Source organism: Amycolatopsis sp. PS_44_ISF1 (assembly GCF_032335455.1).
Lineage (GTDB): Bacteria > Actinomycetota > Actinomycetes > Mycobacteriales > Pseudonocardiaceae > Amycolatopsis.
Map to the genome: position 1 here is coordinate 2,514,365 of NZ_JANUXO010000001.1, position 23,414 is coordinate 2,537,778.

Sequence of the window (23,414 nt, forward strand, 5' to 3'; positions counted from 1 at the left end):
CCGCTAGTCGCCTTCGATGACGTCCGGTTCGACGCCCAGGTAGCCCGCGACCTGCTCCACCAGCACGTCGTGCACCAGGTCGGCCAGCTCGCCGGGGTCCTTGGCCCGGGCTTCGAGCGGGCGGCGGTAGAGCACGATCCGGGCCCGGGTCGGCAGTCCGGCCCGGTCGACCCCGGCCGGGACCAGGCGGGACAGGGGCACGGCGCCGTCGTGCAGGACGCCGTCGACCGGTGCGCGGCTGTCCGCGTCGACCTCCGGCACGTCGTCGACCGCCACGTCCAGCGTGGTCAGCTCGTGGCGCCAGCGGGCCTCGATCGGCTCCAGGGCGTCGAGCACCAGTGCGTCGAACCGTTCCGCCCGGCTGGCGGCGGCGGGCAGGGACGCCGGGTAGAGCGTTCCGCGCAGGCCCCGGCCGTGCCGGTCCCTGCGCAGACGCCGCCGCTGTCGGTAGTCACGAGCCGTCGCCACCGGGCAAGTCTAGGCGGTCCGGGACCGCACGCGCGTGTCGCCGGTACCCCCTTGCCACGACGCGCTATCGTTGTCGATCGTGCGGAGCGTACGGAAATGTTCGCGAACGGGTTGCCCCGAACCCGCTGTCGCCACGCTCACGTACGCCTACAGCGATTCGACCGCCGTCGTCGGCCCCCTCGCCACCGCTTCCGAGCCGCACTCCTACGACCTCTGCGAAGCGCACGCGCTGCGGCTGACCGTGCCGAAGGGCTGGGAGGTCGTGCGCCACGAAGGCACCTTCGCCGCCCCCGACCCCTCCAACGACGAGCTGACGGCGCTGGCCGAGGCCGTCCGCGAGGCCGGCCGCTCCGACCGGCCGGCCGCCCCGCCCGAGCCCGAGGGCCCCTCCGGCCGGCGCGGCCATCTCCGCGTGCTCCCCGGGCGCGCCTGAACCAGGCTCGCGCCGGTAGGCTTTCCGCGCGGCGCGTCCGGCGCCGGGATCGAGACTATCGGCGGGGAGACGGCGTGCCAGACCTTTCGGGCATCGTGAAGGCCTACGACATTCGCGGCGTGGTCGGCGAGCAGCTCGACCCAGCCCTGGTGCGCGACTTCGGGGCCGCGTTCGCCGTTCTGATCAAGCCCGAGGCCCCGGCCGTGGTGATCGGCCACGACATGCGCGACTCTTCGCCGGAGCTGTCCGCCGCGTTCGCCGACGGGGTGACCTCGCAGGGCATCGACGTGGTCTCGATCGGCCTGGCCAGCACCGACCAGCTCTACTTCGCCTCCGGCTCGCTCAACCTGCCGGGCGCCATGTTCACCGCGAGCCACAACCCGGCGAAGTACAACGGCATCAAGATGTGCCGCGCCGGTGCCGCCCCGGTCGGCCAGGACACCGGGCTGGCCGAGATCCGCGACACCGTCGAGCAGGGCGTGCCCTCGTTCGAGGGCCAGCGCGGCTCGGTCACCGAGCGGGACGTGCTCGCGGACTACGCCGCCTACCTGCGCAACCTGGTCGACCTGTCCGGTTCGCGGCCGCTGAAGATCGTGGTCGACGCCGGCAACGGCATGGGCGGGCACACCGTGCCGACGGTCTTCGCCGGGCTGCCGATCGAGGTCGTCCCGATGTACTTCGAGCTCGACGGCACCTTCCCCAACCACGAGGCCAACCCGCTCGACCCGGCCAACATCGTCGACCTGCAGGCCAAGGTCCGCGAGGTCGGCGCCGACGCGGGGGTGGCCTTCGACGGCGACGCCGACCGCTGCTTCGTGGTCGACGAGCGCGGCGAGCCGGTCTCGCCCAGCGCGATCACGGCGCTGGTGGCCGTGCGCGAGCTGGCCAAGGACCCGGGCGGCACGGTCATCCACAACCTGATCACCTCGAAGGGCGTGCCGGAGATCGTCGCCGAGCACGGCGGCAAGCCGGTGCGCACGCGCGTCGGCCACTCGTTCATCAAGGCCGAGATGGCGCGGACCGGTGCGATCTTCGGCGGCGAGCACTCCGCGCACTACTACTTCCGCGACTTCTGGCGCGCCGACACCGGCATGCTGGCCGCGCTGCACGTGCTGGCCGCGCTGGGCGAGCAGGACGGCCCGCTGTCCGCGCTCACCCAGGACTTCTCCCGCTACGCCGCGTCCGGCGAGATCAACTCGACGGTCACCGACCAGGTCGCGCGGATGATGGCGGTCAAGGACGCGTACGCGGGCAAGTCCGGCGTCGAGATCGACGAGCTGGACGGGCTGAGCGTGCAACTGCCGGGCGGCGCGTGGTTCAACCTGCGCCCGTCCAACACCGAGCCGCTGCTGCGGCTCAACGTGGAGGCCGCCGACCGCGCCGCGGTCGAGGCGCTGACCGACGACGTGCTGTCCATTGTCCGGGCCTGAACCGGCCGGGGCAACGCCCGTCACCACCCACCCACGCGTGGTATGGAGGAGCTATGGCCATCACGCTTGACGCCCAGCTGCTGGAGATCCTCGCCTGCCCGTCGCCGGACCACGCGCCCCTGCGTCCCGGCACGCCGGCCGACGCGGAGGCCGAAGCGCTGACCTGCACCGAGTGCGGCCGGGTGTACCCGGTCCGCGACGGGATCCCCGTCCTGCTGCTCGACGAAGCGGTGCTCGACGGAGCGGCCGGTCCGGCCGGTGCCACGGGAGACCCGGATGACAGCCATGCCGACAGTGCTTGACGATTCCCTGCTCGACGATCCCCAGCGGCTGGCCGAGGCCGACAGCTCGGGTCTGCTGCGGGCCGCCGCGCTGGCGGGCGCGCAGGTTCGGGCCGCCGCCGAGGCCGCGGCCGAGGCCGGGCTGAGCGACCGGCTCGACCTCGGACGGCCGCGTTCGGTCGTGCTGATCGACCGGCCCGGGGTCAGCCGGACGCTGACCCGCCTGCTGGCGGCGCTGCTGGCGCCCTCGTGCCCGGTTCCGGTCGTGGTGGCCGAGACCGTGCCGTCGTGGATCGGCGCGCTCGACGTGGTCTTCGCGCACACCGACGACGCGGGCGACCGCGAGCTGGCCGCCTCGCTGGAGCGGGCGGCCCGGTTCGGTGCGTCCGTGGTGCTGTCCGCGCCGCCGGACGGCCCGGTCGCCGCGGCGGTCGCGGGCAAGGGCCTGGTGCTCGCCCCGCGGGTGCCGGTGCCGCCCGAGCTGGCGTTCCCGCGCGGGCTCGCCGCGGGCCTGCTGACCGCGAACGCGCTCGGCCTGCTGGTGGCCGACGTCCAGTCGCTGGCCGACCAGCTCGACCTCGAGGCCGGGAAGGACTACCTGGCCCGGGACTCGTTCGAGAACCCGGCCAAGGCGCTGGCCCTGCGGGTCGCCGACCGGGTGCCGCTGCTGTGGGGGCTGGATCCGGTGGCGGTCGCCGTCGGGGAGCACGCGGCGCACGCGTTCGCGGCCCACGCGGCGATGGTGTGCGACGTGGCCGACTACCGGCAGGCGCTCGCCCGGCCGGCCCTGCGCATCCGGGCCCAGTCGGGCCGGGCCGAGCAGGACATCTTCGCCGACCCCGCCGATCCCGCCACCGCACCCGACGCGGCCGCGACCAGGGTGCTGCTACTGGCGGTGCGCAGCGGCCACGCCGCCGAGGCGGCGCGGTTCGAGGCTGCGGAACTGCTGCCCGGGGTGGACGTGCTGGCCCCGGCCGAGGAGTTCGAGTCGGACGAGATCGTCCGCGCGGCCGTGCTGGCGCTGAGGTGTGAGCTGGCCGCGGTTTACCTCGGACTCGCCGCGGGCAGAATCGGTGGCGCCGGGCGGTACGAGCCGGCCACGGCGTAACGGCGGCGCGGAAGTGCGGGTGCGGCGGGGCCGGCACCGCACGACATCGGCTTCGGCCGAGGGGAAGGGTTGGGAGTTGAGGTGACCGTGGAGCTGTTGCGCAACGCCGTGCGGCCGTACGCCTGGGGATCGCGGACCGCGATCCCGGAGCTGCTGGGCCGTCCGGTGCCGGCGCCACACCCCGAGGCCGAGCTGTGGATGGGGGCCCACCCGGGCGACCCGTCGCACGTGATCGGCCCGGACGGCATCGAGCGGAGCCTGCTGGAACTGGTCGACGCCGACCCGATCGGCCAGCTCGGCGAACTCTGCGCCCGGCGCTGGGGCGGCCGGCTGCCGTTCCTGCTGAAGATCCTCGCGGCGGAGGAGCCGCTGTCGATGCAAGCACACCCTTCGGCCGCGCAGGCCGCCGAAGGGCACGCGCGCGAGGAGCGGCTCGGCATCCCGCGTGACGCCCCGAACCGCAACTACCCGGACCCGACGGCGAAGCCGGAGCTGGTCTGCGCGCTCACGGAGTTCCACGCCCTGGCCGGGTTCCGCGACCCGGACCGGACCGTGAAGCTGCTGAAGGCGATCGAGACGCCGGGGCTGGGGAAGTACACCGGACTGCTCGAAGCGCAGCCGGACCCGTCCGGGCTGCGCGCGCTGTTCACCACGTGGATCACGCTGCCGCAGCCCTCGCTGGACGGGCTGCTGCCGGAGGTGCTCGACGCGTGCGTCCGGCACGTCAAGGACCACGGCGAGTTCGCGGTGGAGTGCCGCACGATCCTGGAGCTGGGCGAGGCGCACCCGCGTGACGCGGGCGTGCTGGCCGCGCTGCTGCTGAACCGCCTGACCCTGCGCGCGGGCGAGGCGATCTACCTGCCGGCCGGCAACCTGCACCTCTACCTCAGCGGCACCGCGGTCGAGATCCTGGCCAACTCGGACAACATCCTGCGCTGCGGTCTCACCCCGAAGCACGTGGACGTGCCCGAGCTGCTGCGCGTGGTCGACTTCGCCTGCGGCGAAATGCCGGTGCAGCACGGCGAGTGCGCGGGCCGCCGCATGGCGGTCTACCACACCGACGCCCCGGAGTTCGAGCTCTCGCGCGTGGACTGGCCCGCCGGGGACGCGGAGGCGATCGAGGTCGACTCCGCCGGTCCGCAGATCCTGCTCTGCACCGCCGGGGCGCTGCTGGTGACCGCCGACGACGGGGAGCGGATCGAACTCCGCCGCGGCCAGTCGGTCTGGCTGCCGGCCGCCGACCCGGCGGTCGAGGTGCGGCCTTCGGAGGGGACCCCGGCCCAGCTGTTCCGCGCCACCGCGGGGACCTGCGCGCAGTAGCGGCGCGGGTCCAGGCGGGCCGATCGGGCCCGGCGGGTTCCCCCGTCCGCCGACGCCGCGGTGAGTCGGTCCTCTAGGCTCCGATCGGGCATTTCGGGAGCCGGAGCACGTAGGGGAGCAGACTGGTGTCAGCTGGTGGCGGTACGAAGGCGATCGTCGCGGCGCTCGCGGCCAACGCGGGGATCGCGGTGGCCAAGTTCGCCGGGTTCCTGGTGACCGGTTCCTCGTCGATGCTGGCGGAGTCGGTGCACTCGCTGGCCGACACGTCGAACCAGGGACTGCTGCTGCTCGGGCAGAAGACCTCCCAGCGGCGGGCCACGCGCGAGCACCCGTTCGGCTTCGGGCGGGAGCGGTACTTCTACTCGTTCATCGTCGCGTTGATGCTGTTCACCCTCGGCTCGGCGTTCGCGCTCTACGAGGGCATCCACAAGGTGATCGAGCCGGAGCCGCTGGACGCGCCGATCGTCGCCGTGCTCATCCTCGTGGTGGCGATCGCGCTGGAGGGCTACAGCTTCCTCACCGCGGTCGGTGAGTCGCGCAAGATCAAGGGCGGCGCGAGCTGGTGGCGGTTCATCCGCCAGGCCAAGGAGCCGGAGCTGCCGGTGGTGCTGCTGGAGGACAGCGGGGCGCTGATCGGCCTGGTGTTCGCGCTGCTGGGGGTCGGGCTCTCGGTGCTGACCGGCGACCCGGTGTGGGACGGCATCGGCACCGTGCTGATCGGTGTGCTGCTCGGCATCATCGCGGTCATCCTGATCGTGGAGATGAAGAGCCTGCTGATCGGCGAAGGCGCCACCGACACCGACCTCGCGACCATCGTCGACGAGCTGTCCGCGGGCAAGGTCGAGCGGGTCATCCACATCCGCACCCAGTACCTCGGCCCGGACGAACTGCTGGTGGCGGCCAAGCTGGCGCTGGTGCCCGGCCTCGACACCGCGCAGGTCGCCGAGGCCATCGACGACGCCGAGGCCCGCGTGCGCGCCAAGCTGCCCGTCGCTTCGCTGATCTACCTGGAACCGGACCTCGACCGCGCATTGGCGTAACTCCGTCGCGCCGGGCACCGGGTTTACGCGATAGGGTGACTCCCCCGATTCATGCAGGTAACCGCAGGAGGTCAACGTTGCCCGGGACGGGTTTGTGGCGCACGAAGTCCATCGAGCAGTCGATGGCGGACACCGACGAACCGGATACGAAGCTCCGGAGGAATCTCAGCGCCTGGGACCTGACCGTGTTCGGCGTCGCGGTGGTCATCGGTGCAGGCATCTTCACGCTCACCGCGCGCACCGCGGGGGACTACGCGGGGCCGTCGGTCTCGCTCGCGTTCGTCTTCGCCGCGATCGCCTGCGCGCTCGCCGCGCTCTGCTACGCGGAGTTCGCCTCCACCGTTCCGGTCGCGGGGAGCGCGTACACCTTCTCCTACGCCACGTTCGGCGAGTTCGTCGCGTGGATCATCGGCTGGGACCTGATCCTGGAGCTCGCCGTCGGCGCGGCCGCGGTGGCCAAGGGCTGGTCGGTCTACCTCGAAACGGTGCTCGCCTACTTCTTCGGCCCGGGCGCCAAGACCTCGTTCGACCTGGGCTGGGTGACCGTCGACTGGGGCGCGTTCGTGCTCGTCGCCGTGCTGACCACGCTGCTGGTCATCGGAACGAAGCTGTCCTCGCGGTTCTCCATGGTGATCACCGGGGTCAAGGTCGCCGTGGTGCTGTTCGTGATCGTCCTCGGCCTCTTCTACGTCAAGGCCGCGAACTACACGCCGTTCGTCCCGCCGGGCCAGAGCGCTTCGGCCTCCTCCGAGACCGGCGTCGACCAGTCGCTGTTCTCCCTCGTCGCGGGAGGCGGCAGCAGTTCGTTCGGCGTGTTCGGCCTGCTGGCCGGCGCCTCGCTGGTGTTCTTCGCGTTCATCGGCTTCGACATCGTGGCCACCACTGCCGAGGAGACGCGCGACCCGCAGAAGTCCGTGCCCCGCGGCATCTTCGGCTCACTGGCGATCGTGACGGTCCTGTACGTGGCGGTCTCGCTGGTGGTGGTCGGCATGGTGTCCTACAAGGACCTGGCCACCTCGGCCGGCGACGGCAGCCACAAGACCCTCGCCACGGCGTTCTCCGCCAACGGCGTCGACTGGGCCGCCAACATCATCTCCTTCGGCGCGCTGGCCGGCCTCACCACCGTGGTCATGGTGCTGATGCTCGGCCAGGTCCGGATCATCTTCGCGATGTCGCGCGACGGCCTGATGCCGCGCTCGATGGCCAAGACAGGCAGCACCGGCACGCCCAAGCGGGCGACGCTGGTGGTCGGCGGCCTGGTCGCCCTGGCCGCCACCTTCTTCCCGGCCGACAAGCTGGAGGAGATGGTCAACGTCGGCACGCTGTTCGCGTTCATCCTGGTCTCGGCGGGCGTGATGGTGCTGCGCCGGACGCGCCCGGACCTGCCGCGGGCGTTCCGGGTGCCGTGGATGCCGGTGATCCCGGTGCTGGCCATCCTGGCCTGCCTGTGGCTGATGCTGAACCTGACCGTGCTGACCTGGCTGCGGTTCATCGTCTGGATGGTCGTGGGTGTGGTGATCTACTTCGCCTACAGCCGGCGGCATTCGCTCGTGGGCCGGCGCCAGGCCGAGGGCGAGCCGTCTCCGCCCCGGTCCGCCGGTGCGGCCGAAGGGACCCCGGCGTCGGAAGACTGACCGAACCACCCTCGTCACGGCCCGTCGTCCCTGGGGGACGACGGGCCGTCTCGCATCCCGACCGGCTAGTTCACCGGGGGCCGCCGAGGTTGCCCGCGGTGGCCGATCAGGGACCTAAGCGCAGATGTGTCACAGATGCATAACCGACGGGTCTCGCTTTGGATCGCTTCTCGAACGCTGGGTGACCGTTTGACCCATTTGCGATACCTTCCGGCGTTGTCTCCCTCTGATGGGTTAATCACTCCGGTGTAATTCACGCGGTGAGTGGCAGGGGAATCCACGGAGGGTGCACTGATCTTGCTCGACGTCCCCCGTTCGGTACAGGAGAGTTCTTCATGCGCACCACGACCAGACGCCCGATCCGCGCCGGCCTGACGATCGCCGCCGTGGCCGGGCTCGCCCTGCTCGGCTCGGCCACGTCCGCCCTCGCCTGCACCTCGGGCGACGGCCGCGCGAACCCGACCCCGGGCACCGACGTCACCCGGTGCTCCGACCTGCGCGGCATCAGCGGCAAGACCCTCGACCAGGGTGAGTTCACCTTCACCGGCGGGGCCAAGAGCAAGTCGGTCAGCATCACCGCGGTCAAGGAGGGCGTGACGGTCGAGGCGATCGTCGTCGTCGGCGGCGACGACGGCCACGCGGTGTACGTGCCGGGCAAGAAGGGCCTGGGCCACGACGTGCCCTGGAACGACCTGATCGCGCCGTTCAGCTTCGACCACAGCCAGCCGAAGGTCGACCACTGGTTCGCCTGCGGCACCAAGACGGTGACCGAGCCGACGAAGACGACCGAGCCGGCCAAGCCGTCCCAGACGCCCACCTCGGCCCCGTCCTCCAGCCCGGCCGAGACCACGGCGCCGGCCAGCTCCAGCAGCGTCGCGGCGGTCGTGCCGGCCGGCAACGAGAGCGGCACCGGCGGCGGGCTGGCCAACACCGGTTTCGACAACATGTGGCTGGTCTGGACCGGCGGCCTGCTGCTCGTCGTCGGTGGCGGCCTGCTGGTGCTGCTGAAGCTGCGCCGTCGCGGTACCAACTGATCCGAAGCCCGCGCAACGAAGGGACCCCCGGTCCGAGCGGGGGTCCCTTCTTCGTCGCCGCCCGAGCCGCCCGAGCAGGTCAGCGCGGACGCGGCAGATCGCCGAACAGCGAGCCCTGTTCACCGAACCGGGAAGAGCGCGTGCTGGGCCGGCCGAGACCCGCGGCCATCGCGACGGCGTGATCCCACTCGGCGTCGGCGACGTAGTCGGTGTGCTTGAGCACGCCCGGTGCCCAGCGGTTGCGCCCGTCCGGGCCGCGCAGGGGGTCGGGCAGCCAGTGGTCACCCCCCAGCACGAGCACGCCGGACGGCTCCGCGGTCGCTTCGAGCGGGCCCGAACCGCCGCCGGCCAGATAGCCGTCGCCGATCAGGTGGCGGCCGGAAACCTTGTGCCGCCAGGTGGTCACCCCGCCGCCGAAGATGTCCGTGCCCCGGCACAGCGCGCGCCAGCGGCCGTCGAGGTCGCCGAACAGCCCGGCCAGCGACTCCTGTGGCAGCACCGCGGGGAACGCCCGCTGGTAGCCCCACTGCAGCGGCGAGCCCGCGGTGAGCAGCCCGACGCGTTCGCGCTCGTCCTCGGGCAGCTCCGCCACCAGCCGGGCGGCCGTGAACACGGTGAGCAGGCTGCCGAGGTTCTGCCCGGCCAGCACCACCCGCGTCCCCGGTTCCGCCAGGTGCTCCTTGACCCGTTCGACCAGCTCCGGCACGACCTTCAATGCGTAACACGGCGGCACGGTCGGATGGGCGGCCCGCGGCCAGAACGAGACGAGGTCCGACAGCGCACCCAGATGACGGCTGCGTTGCGGCGTCCGCGCGGCGGAGTAGACGACGCGCACCAGACCTGCGGCGAGGCCGCCGAGCGCGAACACGCCGACGGCCGCGACCGGGGTGAACCAGCCCGGTCGTGTCTGGAAACCGAAGCGCACCACGAGCAGTGCCGCGGCGCCGGCGGACAGGGCCAGCGCCACGATCAGCACCAGGTGGTGCAGGTGCCGCCGCTCCCAGGCCGAGCGCGCCCAGGCCCGCGCCGCGTCGGTCTCCTGCTCGCGGTCGTGCTCCATCAGCCCGACGATCGCCGGGATGCCGCGGCGGCGACGGCGCAGCGGCACCGCGATCGCGTAACCGGCCACCCCCAGCACCACGATCAGCGCGAGCCCGGCGCCCCAGAGCACCGTGATCAGGTCGTAGGTCGGGGGCAGCCGCAGCCCGCCGGTGCCGAGCAGGCGCCGGACGGCGACCGCCAGCCCCGCGCCGAAGCCGCCGCCCAGCAGCCCGGCCAGCGCCAGCACCGGCGCCGCGGCCCAGCCGCCGAGCCACGGGCGCAGCCGGTGCGGCCGGTCCTTCCACAGCGAACGGGCCCGCAGCGCGGCCGGCCCCAGCGCGAGCGCGAACAGCACCGTGAGCACGAGCAGGGCGCCGCCGAGGCCCTCGACGGTGGCATCGGTGCCCGGGAGACCGCCGCGCTCGGGCAGCGGCGCGGCCAGTACCGCGGCGGCGATGGCCAGCGAGGTGGCGAAGGCGATCAGCCCGCGTCGCGTGATCCGCCCGGGGTCCATCCCGACCGCGGCGCCGACGACCACGACGAGCACCAGGGCCAGCCCGCAGATCCACGCGATCGCCCGCCCGGTCCCGGACGGCATCCGGAACGGCCCGCCGAGCAGCAGCAGCGAGACGCACGCGAGCGCCGCGACGGTGTGCGTCGCGGACAGCCCCGGCGCCTCCGGGTCCGCGCGCAGCTGCATCGGCGACGGGTGCTGGTGCTCCTCGGGGGCCCGCACCCGCCAGTTCGCCGACGAGATCCGGTGCAGGACGAAGATCACCACGAGCAGCGGCACCCCGCCGACGGCCAGCCGGGCCGCCGAACCCCGCAGCGCCGAGGGCACCCAGGGCAGGCAGCCGGAGCCCGGGGCCAGGCACTGCGTCGCGAACAGGTCGAGCGCGGTCGCCGCGATCTGGCCGAGCAGCAGCATGGTCAGCAGCACGGACGCCACCCGCAGCAGCCCCCGGCAGAGCCCGCCGAGCCGGCGCGCGCGCCCGTCCGGCGGCAGCATCCAGAACGCGACGTTGGCCAGTGAGAACGGGAAGAGCAGCGCCCAGGTGGCCTTCGCCGCACTACCGGAAGTCATCCGGCTCCACAGGTATCCTTCGAGCGTGCGCGGGATGGACCGGCCCAGGGCGGGCACCACCGGTCCCGGGGCCGGGCGTCGGAGCCGGTCGGCCGGTCGGACCACCCGGCCGATCCCGTCACCCGCCACGTCCACCGTCGAGACCGAGTCGAGCAGCAGTTCGCCGCCGGTGCCCGCCAGTCCGGCCACCCTCAGCTCGACGATGCGGGTGTCGGGTCCGGGCATGGGGGCGGGCACGGTAAGGGTCTCCTCATCCGATCGAGTGGGCGTCGAGCCGACAACGGTACTGTTCAGCTGCCATCAATCCTTGGAGGAACCGCACTATGACCCCCGAAAGCGTTGCCAAGCGGCACGACACCCGGGGCGGCATCGAGTTCGCCGTCGCCGACCTCGAAGCCGCCGAGTTCGGGCGCAAGGAGATCCGCCTGGCCGAGCACGAGATGCCGGGCCTGATGGCGTTCCGCCGGGAGTACGCCGAGGTCTACCCGCTGCGGGGCGCGCGGATCTCCGGATCGTTGCACATGACCGTCCAGACCGCGGTGCTGATCGAGACGCTGGTCGCGCTCGGGGCCGAGGTCCGCTGGGCCTCCTGCAACATCTTCTCCACCCAGGACCACGCGGCCGCCGCCGTGGTCGTCGGCCCGCACGGCACCGCCGAGGAGCCCCAGGGCGTGCCGGTGTTCGCCTGGAAGGGCGAGTCGCTGGAGGAGTACTGGTGGTGCACCGAGAAGATGCTCACCTGGGACGGCGATGGCCCCAACATGATCCTCGACGACGGCGGTGACGCCACCATGCTCGTGCACAAGGGCACGGAGTTCGAGAAGGCCGGCGCCGTGCCGGCCACCGACGAGGCCGACCCCGACGAGTGGAAGGTCTTCCTGGAGGTGCTGCGCGCCTCCACCGCGGCCGACGACGCCAAGTGGACCACGATCGGCCAGGGGATCCGCGGCGTCACCGAGGAGACCACCACCGGCGTGCTGCGGCTCTACCAGCTCGCCGCCGCGGGTGAGCTGCTGTTCCCGGCGATCAACGTCAACGACGCGGTGACCAAGTCGAAGTTCGACAACCGCTACGGCATCCGCCACTCCCTGGTCGACGGCATCAACCGCGGCACCGACGTGCTGATCGGCGGCAAGGTGGCCGTGGTCTGCGGCTACGGCGACGTCGGCAAGGGTGCCGCGGAGTCGCTGCGCGGCCAGGGCGCGCGGGTGATCATCACCGAGATCGACCCGATCTGCGCGCTGCAGGCGGCGATGGACGGCTACCAGGTCAAGCGCCTGGAGAACGTGCTCGGCGAGGCCGACATCGTGATCACCACCACCGGCAACAAGGACGTGGTGATGGTCGAGCACATGGCGCAGATGAAGCACCAGGCGATCCTGGGCAACATCGGCCACTTCGACAACGAGCTGGACATGGCGGGACTGCAGCGCTACCCGGGCATCCGCCGCGTGAACATCAAGCCGCAGGTCGACGAGTGGGTGTTCCCGAACGGCAACACGATCATCGTGCTGTCCGAGGGCCGCCTGCTGAACCTGGGCAACGCGACCGGCCACCCGTCGTTCGTGATGTCGAACAGCTTCTCCAACCAGGTCATCGCCCAGGTCGAGCTCTTCACCAAGCACGAGGAGTACGACAAGGAGGTCTTCCGCCTCCCGAAGAAGCTGGACGAGAAGGTGGCCCGCATCCACCTCGACGCCCTCGGCGGCGAGCTGACCAAGCTGAGCAAGGAGCAGGCGGAGTACATCGACGTGGACGTGGAAGGCCCGTTCAAGTCGGAGCACTACCGGTACTGAGTTCCCGCCGGTTCAGCCGGTGAAGGGCCGCCCCGGACGAGGTCCGGGGCGGCCGGCGGCCTCGACCTCAGCTGCCCGCGCCCCTCATCCGGGCGATTCGCGAACGGGTGGCCTCAGTTCCACTCCACCGCGATCCCGGCCAGACCCGGTCCGGGATCGCGGAAGTAGCCGCTGGTCACGCCGCCGGTGTCGCAGGGCAGTTCCTCGGTCTCGACCGGGATGGCGTCGTCGCGGGCGCGGATCTGGCGGGTGCAGCGGGCGGGCAGGGCGGCCTCCGCGAACTGCATCTGCAGCAGGTAGCTGGGGCACTGGTCGCGCAGCATGCGGTAGTAGCCGGGGCAGACCGCGCCCGAGTCGTCACGCATCTCGAAGCAGAAGACGTGGACGTCGCCCTCGCCGAGCTTGCGGTCGAAGAGCAGTTCGGTCGCCATGATCTCGCCGCCGGGGTGGCGCCGGATGCGGCCGACCCGGCAGCCCTCCGCCGTGAGCATCTGGACGTCCTCGATGCGGCAGCCCGGGTCGCCGCTGTACACGGTCACGTAGCGGTCCGGGCCGTGCCGGCGGGCGCGCACGACCAGGCGCGTCCGGATGCTCACCTGCCGCCGCTGGGCGTCGAGGGTGATCAGGTCGTGCACCGAGAGCAGTTCGAGGTCGGTGTTCGAATGGCTGGCCGAGGGCAGCACGCCCAGCTCGGTGAGCAGCTTGTCGACGATCGAGCCGACGTCGCCCGAGCGCAGGTCGTAGAACGACACCGCGGCCTGGTGCCCGCGCGGGCGGGCCGAGCGCGGCCCGATCAGCACCACGAGCGAGTCGGCGGGGAGCTGCAGCACCGATTCCAGCGCGCGGACGGCCGGCAGCGCCTTGGGCACCTCGGGCTGGCGCAGCCCCCGCTGCCAGTAACTCAGCGTCGACTGTCCTATTTGCACACCGCGGAGGCCGAGGTGGGCCCGCAACCGGGCCAGCGAGAGGCCGCGGTGGCTGATGGCCAGCCGCAGCACCTGGTGGAACTCACCGGTCCGCAACGCCTCGGCCAGCTCGACCGGCAGGTCGTTCGCACCTCGCCGGGCCGGTTCGATGATCAGTGGACCTTCCCTGTCTTGTATCACCGCTTGTCCCTTCACCCGACCAGTGTCCTTGCCGGTCGTGAACACCGCGGAACGTTCACGTTATCAGCGCACGGTAGTCAGTCCGACCCCCGTTTGGGGTGGTTGGCCACGGAAGGGTGGCCGTTCCGCGTTCCATCAGCACCCCGGAACGCCCTGATCACCGGAAGAGCACCTTGCTCTCGGTCACGGCACTGTTCACCGTGGTGACGACCAATGGCCGAGCTGATGACTCGTGGCGAAAGGGGTCCGTTGCGGTGATGTCGACACGGGTTCGATTCGCCGGCGCTGCCCGGGGCAGACCACGGCCTGATGTGGTCCGCGATCATGATCACCCCGGCCACCCCCGGACGTCCACCGGGGGTGGTGTCGTGAGCCGCCGCGTCCTGGTGCTCGTGGTGCTCGCGGGCTTGGCGCTGCTCACGACGGCACCGGGGGCGAGCGCGGCGCCGCCCGCCGGAGCCGGCAACGCCGACCGCGCCGCCGCCGTGGGACCCGTGCTCTCGTCCGGCCTGCTGCAACTTCCGCGCGCGGCGCCCGTCAGCTACCAGCTTTCGGCCTCCGGCGACTCCGACCGGCTGGCCGGCCCTTCGCGGGCCGGCAGCTACATCCTGGTGAACACCGTGCTGCCCCGCGACGGCGACAGCAGCGGTCAGCCACCGAGTCACGACGACGCCTGGGTCCCCCTGGTCATCCTCGTCGGGCTGCTGCTGATGAGCGGCGCCGGCTACCTGCTGCACGCGCGCCGGGAGGCCGCCTAGACGGACCGGCCGGCCCGGCGGTGCCGTCCCTCCCGCCGGGCCGCCGGTCGACCACCCCCGCTCGGTTAGGCTGGGCGGCGTGGGGCGACTGGTCGTGATCGAAGGTCTGGACGGTGCGGGCAAGCGCACCCTGGCGGACGGGCTCACCGCGGCCCTGGGCGAGCACGGGGCGAGCGTCGCGGCTCTCGCTTTCCCGCGGTACGGCCGCAGCATCCACGCCGACCTCGTGCGTGAGGCCCTGCATCGCGGTCACGGAGACCTCGCCGATTCGGTGTACGGCATGGCCATGCTCTACGCGCTGGACCGCAGCGCCGCCGCCGACGAGATCCGCGCGTTGCAGGCGGCGCACGACGTGGTGCTGCTGGACCGCTACGTCGCTTCGAACGCCGCGTACGCCGCCGCGCGGCTGCGGCAGTCCGTGAACGGCGAAGTGGTGCAGTGGGTGTGGGACCTGGAGATCGGCCGTTTCGCGCTGCCGCGCCCGGACGCGCACCTGCTGTTGCGCGTGGCCCCCGAAGTCGCCGCCGAACGAGCGGTCCGCCGCGCCGCCACGGAGACCGACCGCGCCCGCGACGCCTTCGAGTCCGACGATGCCCTCCAGCAACGCTGCTCCGCCGTCTACGACGAGCTGGCCGCCTCCGGCTGGCTTGCGCCCTGGCAGGTCCTCGACGGCGTCGCCGGGGTGGACCTGCCGACGCTGGCGAAGTCGCTGCTCGCCTAGGTACTTGCTCGCCTAGGTGCTCCGGCCTTTGCGCCAAAGGCGTCCCGCAGCCGAGGTCCGAGTCGGTGTTCGGTTCGCCCACAGTGGACAGTCGCAGCGCCGCCACCGGTACGGCGACGGCCGGGACCTCGTGGGCCCCAGTCGTCAGGCCGCGCGAGGACGAGGTTTCCGCATCGGCCCCAGGTACCCCGTGCGCTGGTGCGGTCAGCTCGCGAAGTAGCCCAGTTGGGCGGAAAGTCCTTGCGCCGCTTCGGACATCGGCTGGACGATCTGGCGGATGCGCTGCTGGGAAAGCCGGTAGGACGGCCCCGAAGCGCTCATCGCCGCCACCACCTCGCCGCCGGGGCCGTGGATCGGCACCGCGACCGCGTGCAGGCCGAGCTCGAACTCCTCGAAGCAGGCCGCGTAACCGTCCTCGGCGATCCGCTCCAGCTCGTGTTCCAGCTCCTCGGCGTCCACCGTGGTGCGCGGGGTGTAGGGCTCCAGTTCGTGGCCCAGCAGCCGCTCGCGGTCCCGGTCGGCCATGTGGGCCAGCAGGACCTTGCCGCTGGAGGTCGCGTGCAGCGGGGTCCGCTGGCCGGTCCAGTTCTGCGTGGTGACGGCGGCCGCGCCGCGGGCCTGGCTGATGTTGATGGCCACCCCGTCGTCGGCGATGGCGATGTTCACCGTCTCGCCGAGCTCCTCCGCGAGTGATTGGCAGGTCCGCCGGCCGAGCTTCGCGAGGTCCATCCGGGCGGTGGCCGCACCGGCCAGCCGGACGACGCCGAAGCCGATCGCGTACTTGCCGCGCTCGCCCAGCTGCTCGACCAGGCTGTGCGATTCGAGGACGCTGAGCAGGCGGGAGGCGGTCGACTTGTGCACCCCGAGCTCGCCGGCGATCTCGGTGATCCCCGCCTCGCCGTTGCGGGCCAGCAGCTCCAGCACGCTGATCGCGCGGTCCACCGACTGAACCTGGCTCACCTGGCTTCCCGTTGCGTTGCCCGATTCCTGGTTCCGCATGGCGCAACACTAACCGTTGATCGTCGATCTGTTCGGCTGAGCGGCCTAATCCTTGACGAGGGGCGGTGTCACCACCGAAGACGGCTGCTACGTCATTTCTCGGCCCGGAACCGGCCCGCACGCGTCCGGATGGAGCAACCGGGCCCGTCGATCTTGATCTTTCTGGTGGTCAAACGCGCGGGTCGTGCCCGGAGCCCGGTGGACTAGTGCGAACATGTGCTCATGAAGGCACGTGTCTTGGTGGTCGACGACGACCCCGCGCTCGCGGAGATGCTCACCATCGTGCTCCGCGGTGAGGGGTTCGACACCGCGGTGGTCGCGGACGGTTCGAGGGCCCTGCCGGCGCTGCGGGAGCTCAAGCCGGACCTCGTCCTGCTCGACCTCATGCTGCCGGGGATGAACGGCATCGACGTCTGCAAGGCGATCCGCGCCGAGTCCGGGGTGCCGATCGTCATGCTGACCGCCAAGAGCGACACCGTGGACATCGTGCTGGGCCTCGAGTCCGGCGCCGACGACTACGTGGTCAAGCCGTTCAAGCCGAAGGAGCTGGTCGCCCGGGTCCGCGCCCGGATGCGCCGCACCGAGGCCGAGCCGGCCGAGTCCCTGACCATCGGCGACCTGGCCATCGACGTGCCCGGCCACGAGGTCACCCGCGAGGGCAAGGCCATCCCGCTCACCCCGCTGGAGTTCGACCTGCTGGTGGCGCTGGCCCGCAAGCCGCGCCAGGTGTTCACCCGCGAGGTGCTGCTGGAGCAGGTCTGGGGCTACCGGCACGCGGCCGACACCCGGCTGGTCAACGTGCACGTCCAGCGGCTGCGGTCGAAGGTGGAGAAGGACCCGGAGCACCCCGAGGTGGTGTTGACGGTGCGCGGCGTCGGTTACAAGGCCGGCCCGCCGTGATCGGGCGATGACGGCGGAGACCGCCACCGAACCACCGGAACCGGACGCCCCGCGCGCCCCGGAGGCGGGACGGCTGGGTGCTTCCGCCCGCGCCGCGGTCCGCCTCGTCCGGCGGGTCGTGGCTTCGGCGCGCCGCCGGGCGGTGGCGTTCAACGACCTGTGGCGCCACTCGCTGCAGTTCCGCGTCACGATCTCCACGCTCGCGTTGTCCTCGGCCGTGGTGTTCGTGCTGGGCATGGTGCTGCAGAACCAGATCACCGAGCGGCTGCTGGACACCAAGCGGCACGCGGCGGTCGAGCAGACCCAGGCGCTGGCCGACACGGCCGCGCGGGAGCTGGTCGGCGTCGGCGGCGAGGGGGCCGACGCGCTGCACACGCGGCTGGAGAACGCGCTCAAGAAGATCTCCACCACCTCCGCCTCGCCCGCGGGCTCGACGGCGGGCACGTTCGAGCCGGTGCTGGCCAGCGTCCGGGCGGACCAGGGCGACAAGGACCCGATCTACGTCGGTCCGTTCAACTCCGTGCCGGTGGGGCTGCGCCAGTTCGTGGAGGGCAACCACCTGGCCCGGCTGGAGCACACCGTGGTCACGCCCGGCGGGCGCACCACGTACCTGATCGTCGGCACCCCGCTCAACTCGGTGGCCAGCCCGTTGCAGCTGTACCTGCTGTTCCCGCTGACCAGTGAGCAGAACACCGTCTCCACCGTGCAGAACACCCTGCTGGTCGGCGGGCTGGTGCTGCTGCTCCTGCTGGCCGGCATCACCAACCTGGTGGTCCGGCAGGTGGTGCGGCCGGTCCGCGAAGCCGCGGCGGCGGCCGAGCAGTTCGCCGGCGGCGACCTCGACCAGCGGCTGGCCGCGGTCGGCGAGGACGACCTGGCGAAGCTCGCCGTGTCGTACAACGGCATGGCCGCGAGCATCCAGCGCCAGATCCGCCAGCTCGAGGAGTTCGGCGGCCTGCAGCGCCGCTTCACCTCCGACGTCTCGCACGAACTGCGCACGCCGCTGACCACCGTCCGGATGGCCGCCGACGTGCTGCACGCCTCGCGCGAGCAGTTCCCGGCCGGCCTTGCCCGCTCCACGGAACTGCTGGTGGACGAGCTGGACCGGTTCGAGGCACTGCTCGGCGACCTGCTGGAGATCAGCCGGCTGGACGCCGGGGTGGAGGAGCTTTCGGCCGAGCTGATCGACGTCCGGCCGATCGCCGCCCGCGCGGTGGAGCAGGTCCGCGTGATCGCGGGCACGGCGGGCAGCGCGGTCGAGCTGGTGCTGCCCGAGCAGGACGCCTCGGCCGAGGTCGACGCCCGGCGCGTGGAGCGCATCCTGCGCAACCTGCTGGCCAACGCCGTCGACCACAGCGAAGGGAAACCGGTGGTGCTGACGGTCGGCGTGAACGAGACGGCGGTGGCCATCACCGTCCGGGACCACGGCGTCGGCCTGCGCGGTGGCGAGGCCGACCTGGTGTTCAACCGGTTCTGGCGGGCCGACCCGTCCCGCAACCGGCGCACCGGGGGCACCGGGCTCGGCCTGGCCATCAGCCAGGAGGACGCGCGGCTGCACGGCGGCGAGCTCGAGGCTTGGGGCGAGCCCGGCGAGGGCGCCTGCTTCCGGCTGCTGCTGCCGCGGCGGCAGGACGTGCCGGTCGTGGCCGCCGAGAGCCCGCTCCCGCTGCCGCCGCTGGACCACACGCCGGCAGCGCCCGTGCTGCCCGTGCTGCCTGCCGCACTGGAGGTCCAGCCCGCGCCCGGCGCCATCCTGGCCGACCGCGACGAAGACCGCGAGGAGGTCGGCCGGTGAAGCGCGTCCTGCTCGCCCTGCTGTGCCTGCTGGTGCTGGCCGGCTGCGCGAACGTCCCGCTCGAGTCCCAGCCGGTGGCCGTCTCCGACGACCGCCCGGCGCCGCAGGGCAACGACGTGCCGGAGCCGGAGAAGGGCATCGACGCGCTGACCGTGGTGCGCGATTTCGTGCGTGCCAGCGGCGATCCGAGGTCGAGCAACGCGGCCGCCCGCGCCTACCTCGACGAGCAGCAGCGCGGTGCCTGGCGGCCCGGCCGCGCGATCACCATCATCGACAACATCTTCGGGACCAATTTCGACGTCCAGACCGCCCCGCCGTCCACCGGCGCGTCGCCGGACCCGAACGTGCGCGAGGTGGTGCTGCGCGGTTCCGTGCTCGGCACGATGACCGCGGACAGCGCGTTCATCCCCGGCTCCGGCCCGATCGAGCAGAAGGTCGAGGTCCGCAGGCAGGCGGACGGGCAGTGGCGGATCTCCACCCCGCCGCCGGTCCTGCTGGTGACCGACGACGACTTCGGTGCCAACTACAACCGCGTCCCGGTGTTCTTCTACGCGCCGGACCCGGAGACGTTCGTGCCCGACCTGCGCTACGTCCCGGCCAAGCCCCAGTCGGGACTGCCGGGCCTGGTGATGGACCTGATCCTGGCCGGTCCTTCGGCCGGGCTGGCCGGTGCGGTGAAGAACCTGATCGGCGACCAGGTCACGCTGGAGACGAACGTCCAGAACAACGACGACGGCTCGCTGATGGTCCAGCTCAGCGGGCTCAGCGGGGCCAGCCCGGAGACCCGGACGCTGATCGCGGCGCAGATCGTCCTGTCGATGCAGACGGTCATGTCCACGCGCATCCGCCTGCTCACCGACGGCACGCCGCTGGTGAAGGACCACGAGTACTGGCGAAGCAGCGATGTGCCCGCGTACGGCGCCGCCACTTCGCCCAGCTCGGGCCTGACCGGGCTGATGACGGCCGGGGGCCGCGTGCGTTCGCTGGGGGACGGCACGCCCGTTCCCGGCCCGGCGGGCAACGGCCTGTACAACGTGGTCAGTGCCGCCCAGTCCATCGACGGCGAACGCCTGGCGGTGGTGGACCGCGACGGCGATCAGGTGCGCCTGCGCATCGGCGACCTCGGCCACGAACTGCCGCTGGCCGGTCTCACCGGCGGCGAACTGAGCCGCCCGACCTGGCGCCCGGCCGCCAACGGCGCGGGTCCATCGGGCGAGGTGTGGACGGTGGTGGACCGCTCGACGGTCGCCCGCATGGTCCTCGATCCGAGCGGCCGCTGGCTCCGCCAGAGCGTGAACGCGAACGACGTGCTGGCCCTGGGCCAGATCGACGGCCTCCGCCTCTCCCGCGACGGCGCCCGCGTGGCCGCGATCGTCAACGGCCAGCTGGTCATCGCGGCCGTGGTCCGCAACGGCGACACGGTGACCCTGCGCGAACCGCGGGTCCTCCAGCCCGGGGTGCTCTCGGCCGTGGTGGACGTCGACTGGGGCTCGAGCGCGGACTCCCTGGTGGTCGCCACTTCCTCGGCGTCGCAGCCGGTCCAGCGCGTCTCGGTGGACGGGCGGCGGATGGACGCGTTCAACAGCTCGAACCTGAGCGCCCCGGTCCGCGCCGTCACCTCCGCGCCGAGCCGCCCGATCGTCGTCGCGGACGCGGGCGGTCTGTGGAACGCGACGGAACTGGGTGAGGTCTGGCGGCCCCAGCCGCACTCGATGCCGGACGCGGAGCCGTTCTACCCGGGCTGAGGGGCTGGGCCGGCCGGTGGTCCCGGCGCCGGGGTTCCGGAAACTGTCGGTGCCCGGGTGCACACTGCGAGTCATGGTCTTCGACTTGCTGGTCCCGGCCCGCTGCGCCGGTTGTGGTGTCCGCGGTGCCCCGTGCTGCGCGGTGTGTTCGCGGGTGTGGGGGTCACTCACGGAGGTGGTCCGCACCCCACTGTCGGGTCTTGTCCCGGCGTACTCGCTGGCCCGGCACGAGGGAGCGGCCCGGCGGATCCTGATCGCGTACAAGGAACGAGGGCGAAGGGACCTGGCCCCGCTGCTCGGCCGGGTGCTCGCGAGGGCACTGCGGTCTCTGCTGGTCGGCCTTCGGCCCGATCCTGACCTCGGCCTCGCCGCCGCCCACCACCCTCGGCCTGGAACCCGCGCCGCCCCCGGCCGCAACCTCGGCTTCGACTCCGGTCTCGAGTCCGGCCTGAGCCCGCGTCTCATCCCCGGCTCCGGCCGGGGCCTGACCCCAGGCTTCGCCCCGCGCCCCGGCCCGCCCTCTACCTCGGTCCCGCCAACCCCAGCTTTCGACCCAAGTCCTGGTTCAGGCCCGAACCCGGGCTTCACCCGCAGCTCCGGCCTGGATTCGAGCCCGGGCCTCGATTCGAACTCTGGTCCGGGCCGTAGCGCCTGCTCTGAGCTGGGTGCGAACCTGAGCTTCGCCGCCAGCTCTGGTCCGGGCCCAGACCGGAGCTTCACCCGCAGCTCCGGCTCCGGCCTGGGCTTCACCTCGCACTCCGGTTTGGGCCCGAGCCCAGGCTTTACCTCGCACTCCGGTTTGGGTCCATGCCCGCGCTTCATCTCCGATTCCGGCCTAGGACCAACTCCAGGTTCCGCCCGGCGTCCCGGCCCGCCCTCGTCCTCCACCTCGGTCCCGCTGGCCCCATCGATTCCCCCGTTCCCACCCACTTCCCCGGAACCCCCGCCATCCCCGCTGTGCCTGGTTCCCGCTCCGAGCCGCCGGTCCGCGTCCCGGGTCCGAGGTGGACCCCACATGCACCGGCTCGCCGAAGCCGCCGCTCGGGAGCTGGCCGCGGCGGGCATCGAGGTGTTCGTGGCTCCCGCGCTCGAACTCGAGGGCAGCCGCGACGCCGTGGGGCTGAACCGGGCCGAGCGCGCCGCCAATCTGGCCGGTCGGCTGCGGTTCGTGCCGGACGGGCGGCCGCCGCCGGGGTGCCGGGTGGTGGTGCTCGACGACGTCCTCACCACCGGGGCCACGGCGGCGGCCTGCGTGCTCGCGATGAGGAGTTCGGGCGCCGAGGTTTCGGCCGTGCTCACCCTGTTGGCCGCCGGGTGACCGGGGGTCACCTACACGAGTGATGTCAAGCGGGAACGCGAGGCGGCCCCGGGCCGTTGTCGGGGCATGAGGGTCGGTCGGGAAATCACTCCGGCAGCCGGGCACTCCACCGGGGTGGCGGCTGCGGCGGAGCGAGTTGTCACCCTCGGCTTCCGAGGTCCCGTGCCGTTGCGCCGTCCGCGTGAAATCGAGCGACGCGCGCTCGGCCGTCCGGTGCGGGATTTCGCCCTCGGCGCGGGGGCTTCACTGCGGGCCGTGACGGGTTCTCGCCCGGGGACATCCCCCGGCTCGGGGGCTGTTGTTGGCGGCGTGATGAAGCTAACGTGCACCGCTATCAGTAATTCCCGCAGGCAGGGAGGTATGCAGCCCATGTCCCTGGCGCCGGAGGCCCGCTGAGTCCGCGCTCGCGCATCCGCCACGAGACGTCGTGACCGGTTCGCGAGTTCTGCTCGGCCCGCCGGATCCGGGCTCTGTCCCCGCAGTACCGGCGCCGTGTGAACAACCACAGCTCGCAGTCATTCTCAGCGAGGGAGGTCGTGTATGGACATCGTCGTCAAGGGCCGCAACGTGGAGGTGCCCGAGCACTATCGGGCACTCGTCAGCGAGAAGCTGGCCCGGCTCGAGCGCTACGACAAGAAGGTCATCCGTTACGAGGTCGAGCTCTTCCACGAGCCCAACCGCCGGCAGGCCAAGAGCTGCCAGCGCGTCGAGATCACCGGAAAGGGCCGAGGCCCCGCCGTACGCGCCGAAGCGTGCGCAGCGGACTTCTACGGAGCACTCGACTCCGCCGTCACCAAGCTGGAGAACCGGCTGAGGCGGACCCACGACCGGCGGCGCGTGCACTACGGACGCAGCCGCCCGGAGTCGGTCGCCGAGGCGACCTCCGTGGCGATGGCCGGCGGATCCGACGCCGTCGCCCGTCCTGCCGCCGGTACGGCGGTGCTGGACGCCCCCGGGAGCGAAGGGGCCGAGCCCCTGGCGAACGGCTTCGCGGGCACCGGGGAGATCCCCCAGCAGGCGCGCTGGGAAGACGAGGAACTGGGCTACCAGCCCGGCCGCGTCGTCCGCGAAAAGGAGCACGACGCGGACCCGATGACGGTGGACCAGGCTCTCTACGAGATGGAGCTGGTCGGCCACGACTTCTACCTGTTCAACGACTCCGAGGCCGGCCGGCCGAGTGTCGTCTACCGGCGAAAGGGCTTCGACTACGGCGTGATCCGGCTCGGCTGAGCCCGGTCCGGACCCCGGTCCCGGATGGCCCGCACGCGCTCGCGTGTGGGCCATCCGCACGCCGAAGGTAGGGTGTCACCGGGCCTTTCGATGTCCTTCGACGAGCATGTGCGTGCACGGACGGCGCCGTGTTCCCTACGATGGGTCAGACGACGGCGACGCACTCGGGCGCC

Annotated in this window: 20 protein-coding genes; 16 read left to right on the forward strand and 4 right to left on the reverse strand. The window is 72.1% G+C overall.

Going from position 1 to position 23,414, the window contains the following annotated elements; genetic code table 11:
- Positions 1-3 precede the first annotated feature (3 nt).
- Positions 4-468, reverse strand: a complete 465-nt coding sequence (locus NYF13_RS11500) for a metallopeptidase family protein (protein WP_315656202.1) — start codon at positions 466-468, stop codon at positions 4-6.
- Between the two features lie 79 nt (positions 469-547).
- Here NYF13_RS11500 and NYF13_RS11505 point away from each other — a divergent pair, with 79 nt between their 5' ends.
- The 8 genes from NYF13_RS11505 to NYF13_RS11540 all read left to right on the forward strand — a co-directional run bounded on the left by NYF13_RS11505 (position 548) and on the right by NYF13_RS11540 (position 8,748).
- On the forward strand, positions 548-901 hold the full coding sequence (locus tag NYF13_RS11505) for a DUF3499 domain-containing protein (protein WP_315656203.1): 354 nt from the start codon (positions 548-550) through the stop codon (positions 899-901).
- Between the two features lie 74 nt (positions 902-975).
- Positions 976-2,331, forward strand: a complete 1,356-nt coding sequence (locus NYF13_RS11510) for a phosphomannomutase/phosphoglucomutase (protein WP_315656204.1) — start codon at positions 976-978, stop codon at positions 2,329-2,331.
- A 53-nt stretch (positions 2,332-2,384) separates the two neighbouring features.
- A complete protein-coding gene (locus NYF13_RS11515) occupies positions 2,385-2,633 on the forward strand; it encodes a Trm112 family protein (RefSeq protein ID WP_315656205.1) in 249 nt (82 codons plus the stop codon).
- Positions 2,617-3,720: an SIS domain-containing protein gene (locus NYF13_RS11520; protein WP_315656206.1), complete on the forward strand. Its 1,104-nt coding sequence runs from the start codon at positions 2,617-2,619 to the stop codon at positions 3,718-3,720. Before NYF13_RS11515 ends, NYF13_RS11520 begins: the two co-directional genes overlap by 17 nt.
- Positions 3,721-3,807: 87 nt before the next feature.
- Positions 3,808-5,040 carry a mannose-6-phosphate isomerase, class I gene (gene manA / locus NYF13_RS11525; RefSeq protein ID WP_315657312.1) on the forward strand — a complete coding sequence of 411 codons (1,233 nt, stop codon included), beginning with the start codon at positions 3,808-3,810 and terminating at the stop codon, positions 5,038-5,040.
- A gap of 125 nt (positions 5,041-5,165) precedes the next feature.
- The gene (locus NYF13_RS11530; protein ID WP_315656207.1) at positions 5,166-6,080 is read left to right on the forward strand and encodes a cation diffusion facilitator family transporter; all 915 of its coding nucleotides are present in this window, start codon (positions 5,166-5,168) and stop codon (positions 6,078-6,080) included.
- A gap of 77 nt (positions 6,081-6,157) precedes the next feature.
- Positions 6,158-7,714 carry an amino acid permease gene (locus NYF13_RS11535; RefSeq protein ID WP_315656209.1) on the forward strand — a complete coding sequence of 519 codons (1,557 nt, stop codon included), beginning with the start codon at positions 6,158-6,160 and terminating at the stop codon, positions 7,712-7,714.
- Positions 7,715-8,049: 335 nt separating this feature from the next.
- Positions 8,050-8,748 (forward strand): LPXTG cell wall anchor domain-containing protein, encoded by a 699-nt coding sequence (locus NYF13_RS11540; protein WP_315656211.1) that lies wholly within the window; start codon positions 8,050-8,052, stop codon positions 8,746-8,748.
- A gap of 79 nt (positions 8,749-8,827) precedes the next feature.
- Here the strand turns inward: NYF13_RS11540 and NYF13_RS11545 are convergent, their stop codons facing one another.
- Entirely contained in the window at positions 8,828-11,098 is a 2,271-nt protein-coding gene (locus NYF13_RS11545; RefSeq protein ID WP_315656212.1) for a hypothetical protein, read from the reverse strand.
- 98 nt (positions 11,099-11,196) lie between these two features.
- Here NYF13_RS11545 and ahcY point away from each other — a divergent pair, with 98 nt between their 5' ends.
- Complete coding sequence (gene ahcY, locus NYF13_RS11550; RefSeq protein ID WP_315656214.1) at positions 11,197-12,669, forward strand: adenosylhomocysteinase; 1,473 nt, start codon at positions 11,197-11,199, stop codon at positions 12,667-12,669.
- Between the two features lie 113 nt (positions 12,670-12,782).
- Here ahcY and NYF13_RS11555 read toward each other — a convergent pair whose 3' ends face one another.
- Positions 12,783-13,775 (reverse strand): hypothetical protein, encoded by a 993-nt coding sequence (locus tag NYF13_RS11555; protein ID WP_315656215.1) that lies wholly within the window; start codon positions 13,773-13,775, stop codon positions 12,783-12,785.
- A gap of 368 nt (positions 13,776-14,143) precedes the next feature.
- On the opposite strand from NYF13_RS11555, the gene NYF13_RS11560 reads away from it, so the two are divergent.
- Both NYF13_RS11560 and NYF13_RS11565 read left to right on the forward strand, forming a co-directional pair.
- Positions 14,144-14,533 carry a hypothetical protein gene (locus tag NYF13_RS11560; protein WP_315656216.1) on the forward strand — a complete coding sequence of 130 codons (390 nt, stop codon included), beginning with the start codon at positions 14,144-14,146 and terminating at the stop codon, positions 14,531-14,533.
- A gap of 79 nt (positions 14,534-14,612) precedes the next feature.
- Complete coding sequence (locus NYF13_RS11565; RefSeq protein WP_315656218.1) at positions 14,613-15,254, forward strand: dTMP kinase; 642 nt, start codon at positions 14,613-14,615, stop codon at positions 15,252-15,254.
- Between the two features lie 204 nt (positions 15,255-15,458).
- Here the strand turns inward: NYF13_RS11565 and NYF13_RS11570 are convergent, their stop codons facing one another.
- A complete protein-coding gene (locus NYF13_RS11570; RefSeq protein ID WP_315656219.1) occupies positions 15,459-16,253 on the reverse strand; it encodes an IclR family transcriptional regulator in 795 nt (264 codons plus the stop codon).
- Positions 16,254-16,475: 222 nt separating this feature from the next.
- Between NYF13_RS11570 and mtrA the strand changes: the two genes are divergently transcribed.
- The 5 genes from mtrA to hpf all read left to right on the forward strand — a co-directional run bounded on the left by mtrA (position 16,476) and on the right by hpf (position 23,241).
- Entirely contained in the window at positions 16,476-17,153 is a 678-nt protein-coding gene (mtrA, locus tag NYF13_RS11575; RefSeq protein ID WP_005150760.1) for an MtrAB system response regulator MtrA, read from the forward strand.
- Positions 17,154-17,160: 7 nt separating this feature from the next.
- Complete coding sequence (mtrB, locus tag NYF13_RS11580) at positions 17,161-18,948, forward strand: MtrAB system histidine kinase MtrB (RefSeq protein WP_315656229.1); 1,788 nt, start codon at positions 17,161-17,163, stop codon at positions 18,946-18,948.
- Positions 18,945-20,693 (forward strand): LpqB family beta-propeller domain-containing protein, encoded by a 1,749-nt coding sequence (locus NYF13_RS11585; protein ID WP_315656230.1) that lies wholly within the window; start codon positions 18,945-18,947, stop codon positions 20,691-20,693. The genes mtrB and NYF13_RS11585 overlap by 4 nt, the downstream gene beginning before the upstream one ends.
- A 1,015-nt stretch (positions 20,694-21,708) precedes the next feature.
- Positions 21,709-22,011, forward strand: a complete 303-nt coding sequence (locus tag NYF13_RS11590) for a ComF family protein (protein ID WP_396286976.1) — start codon at positions 21,709-21,711, stop codon at positions 22,009-22,011.
- A gap of 540 nt (positions 22,012-22,551) precedes the next feature.
- The gene (gene hpf, locus NYF13_RS11595) at positions 22,552-23,241 is read left to right on the forward strand and encodes a ribosome hibernation-promoting factor, HPF/YfiA family (RefSeq protein WP_315656231.1); all 690 of its coding nucleotides are present in this window, start codon (positions 22,552-22,554) and stop codon (positions 23,239-23,241) included.
- The last annotated feature ends 173 nt before the right edge of the window (positions 23,242-23,414 follow it).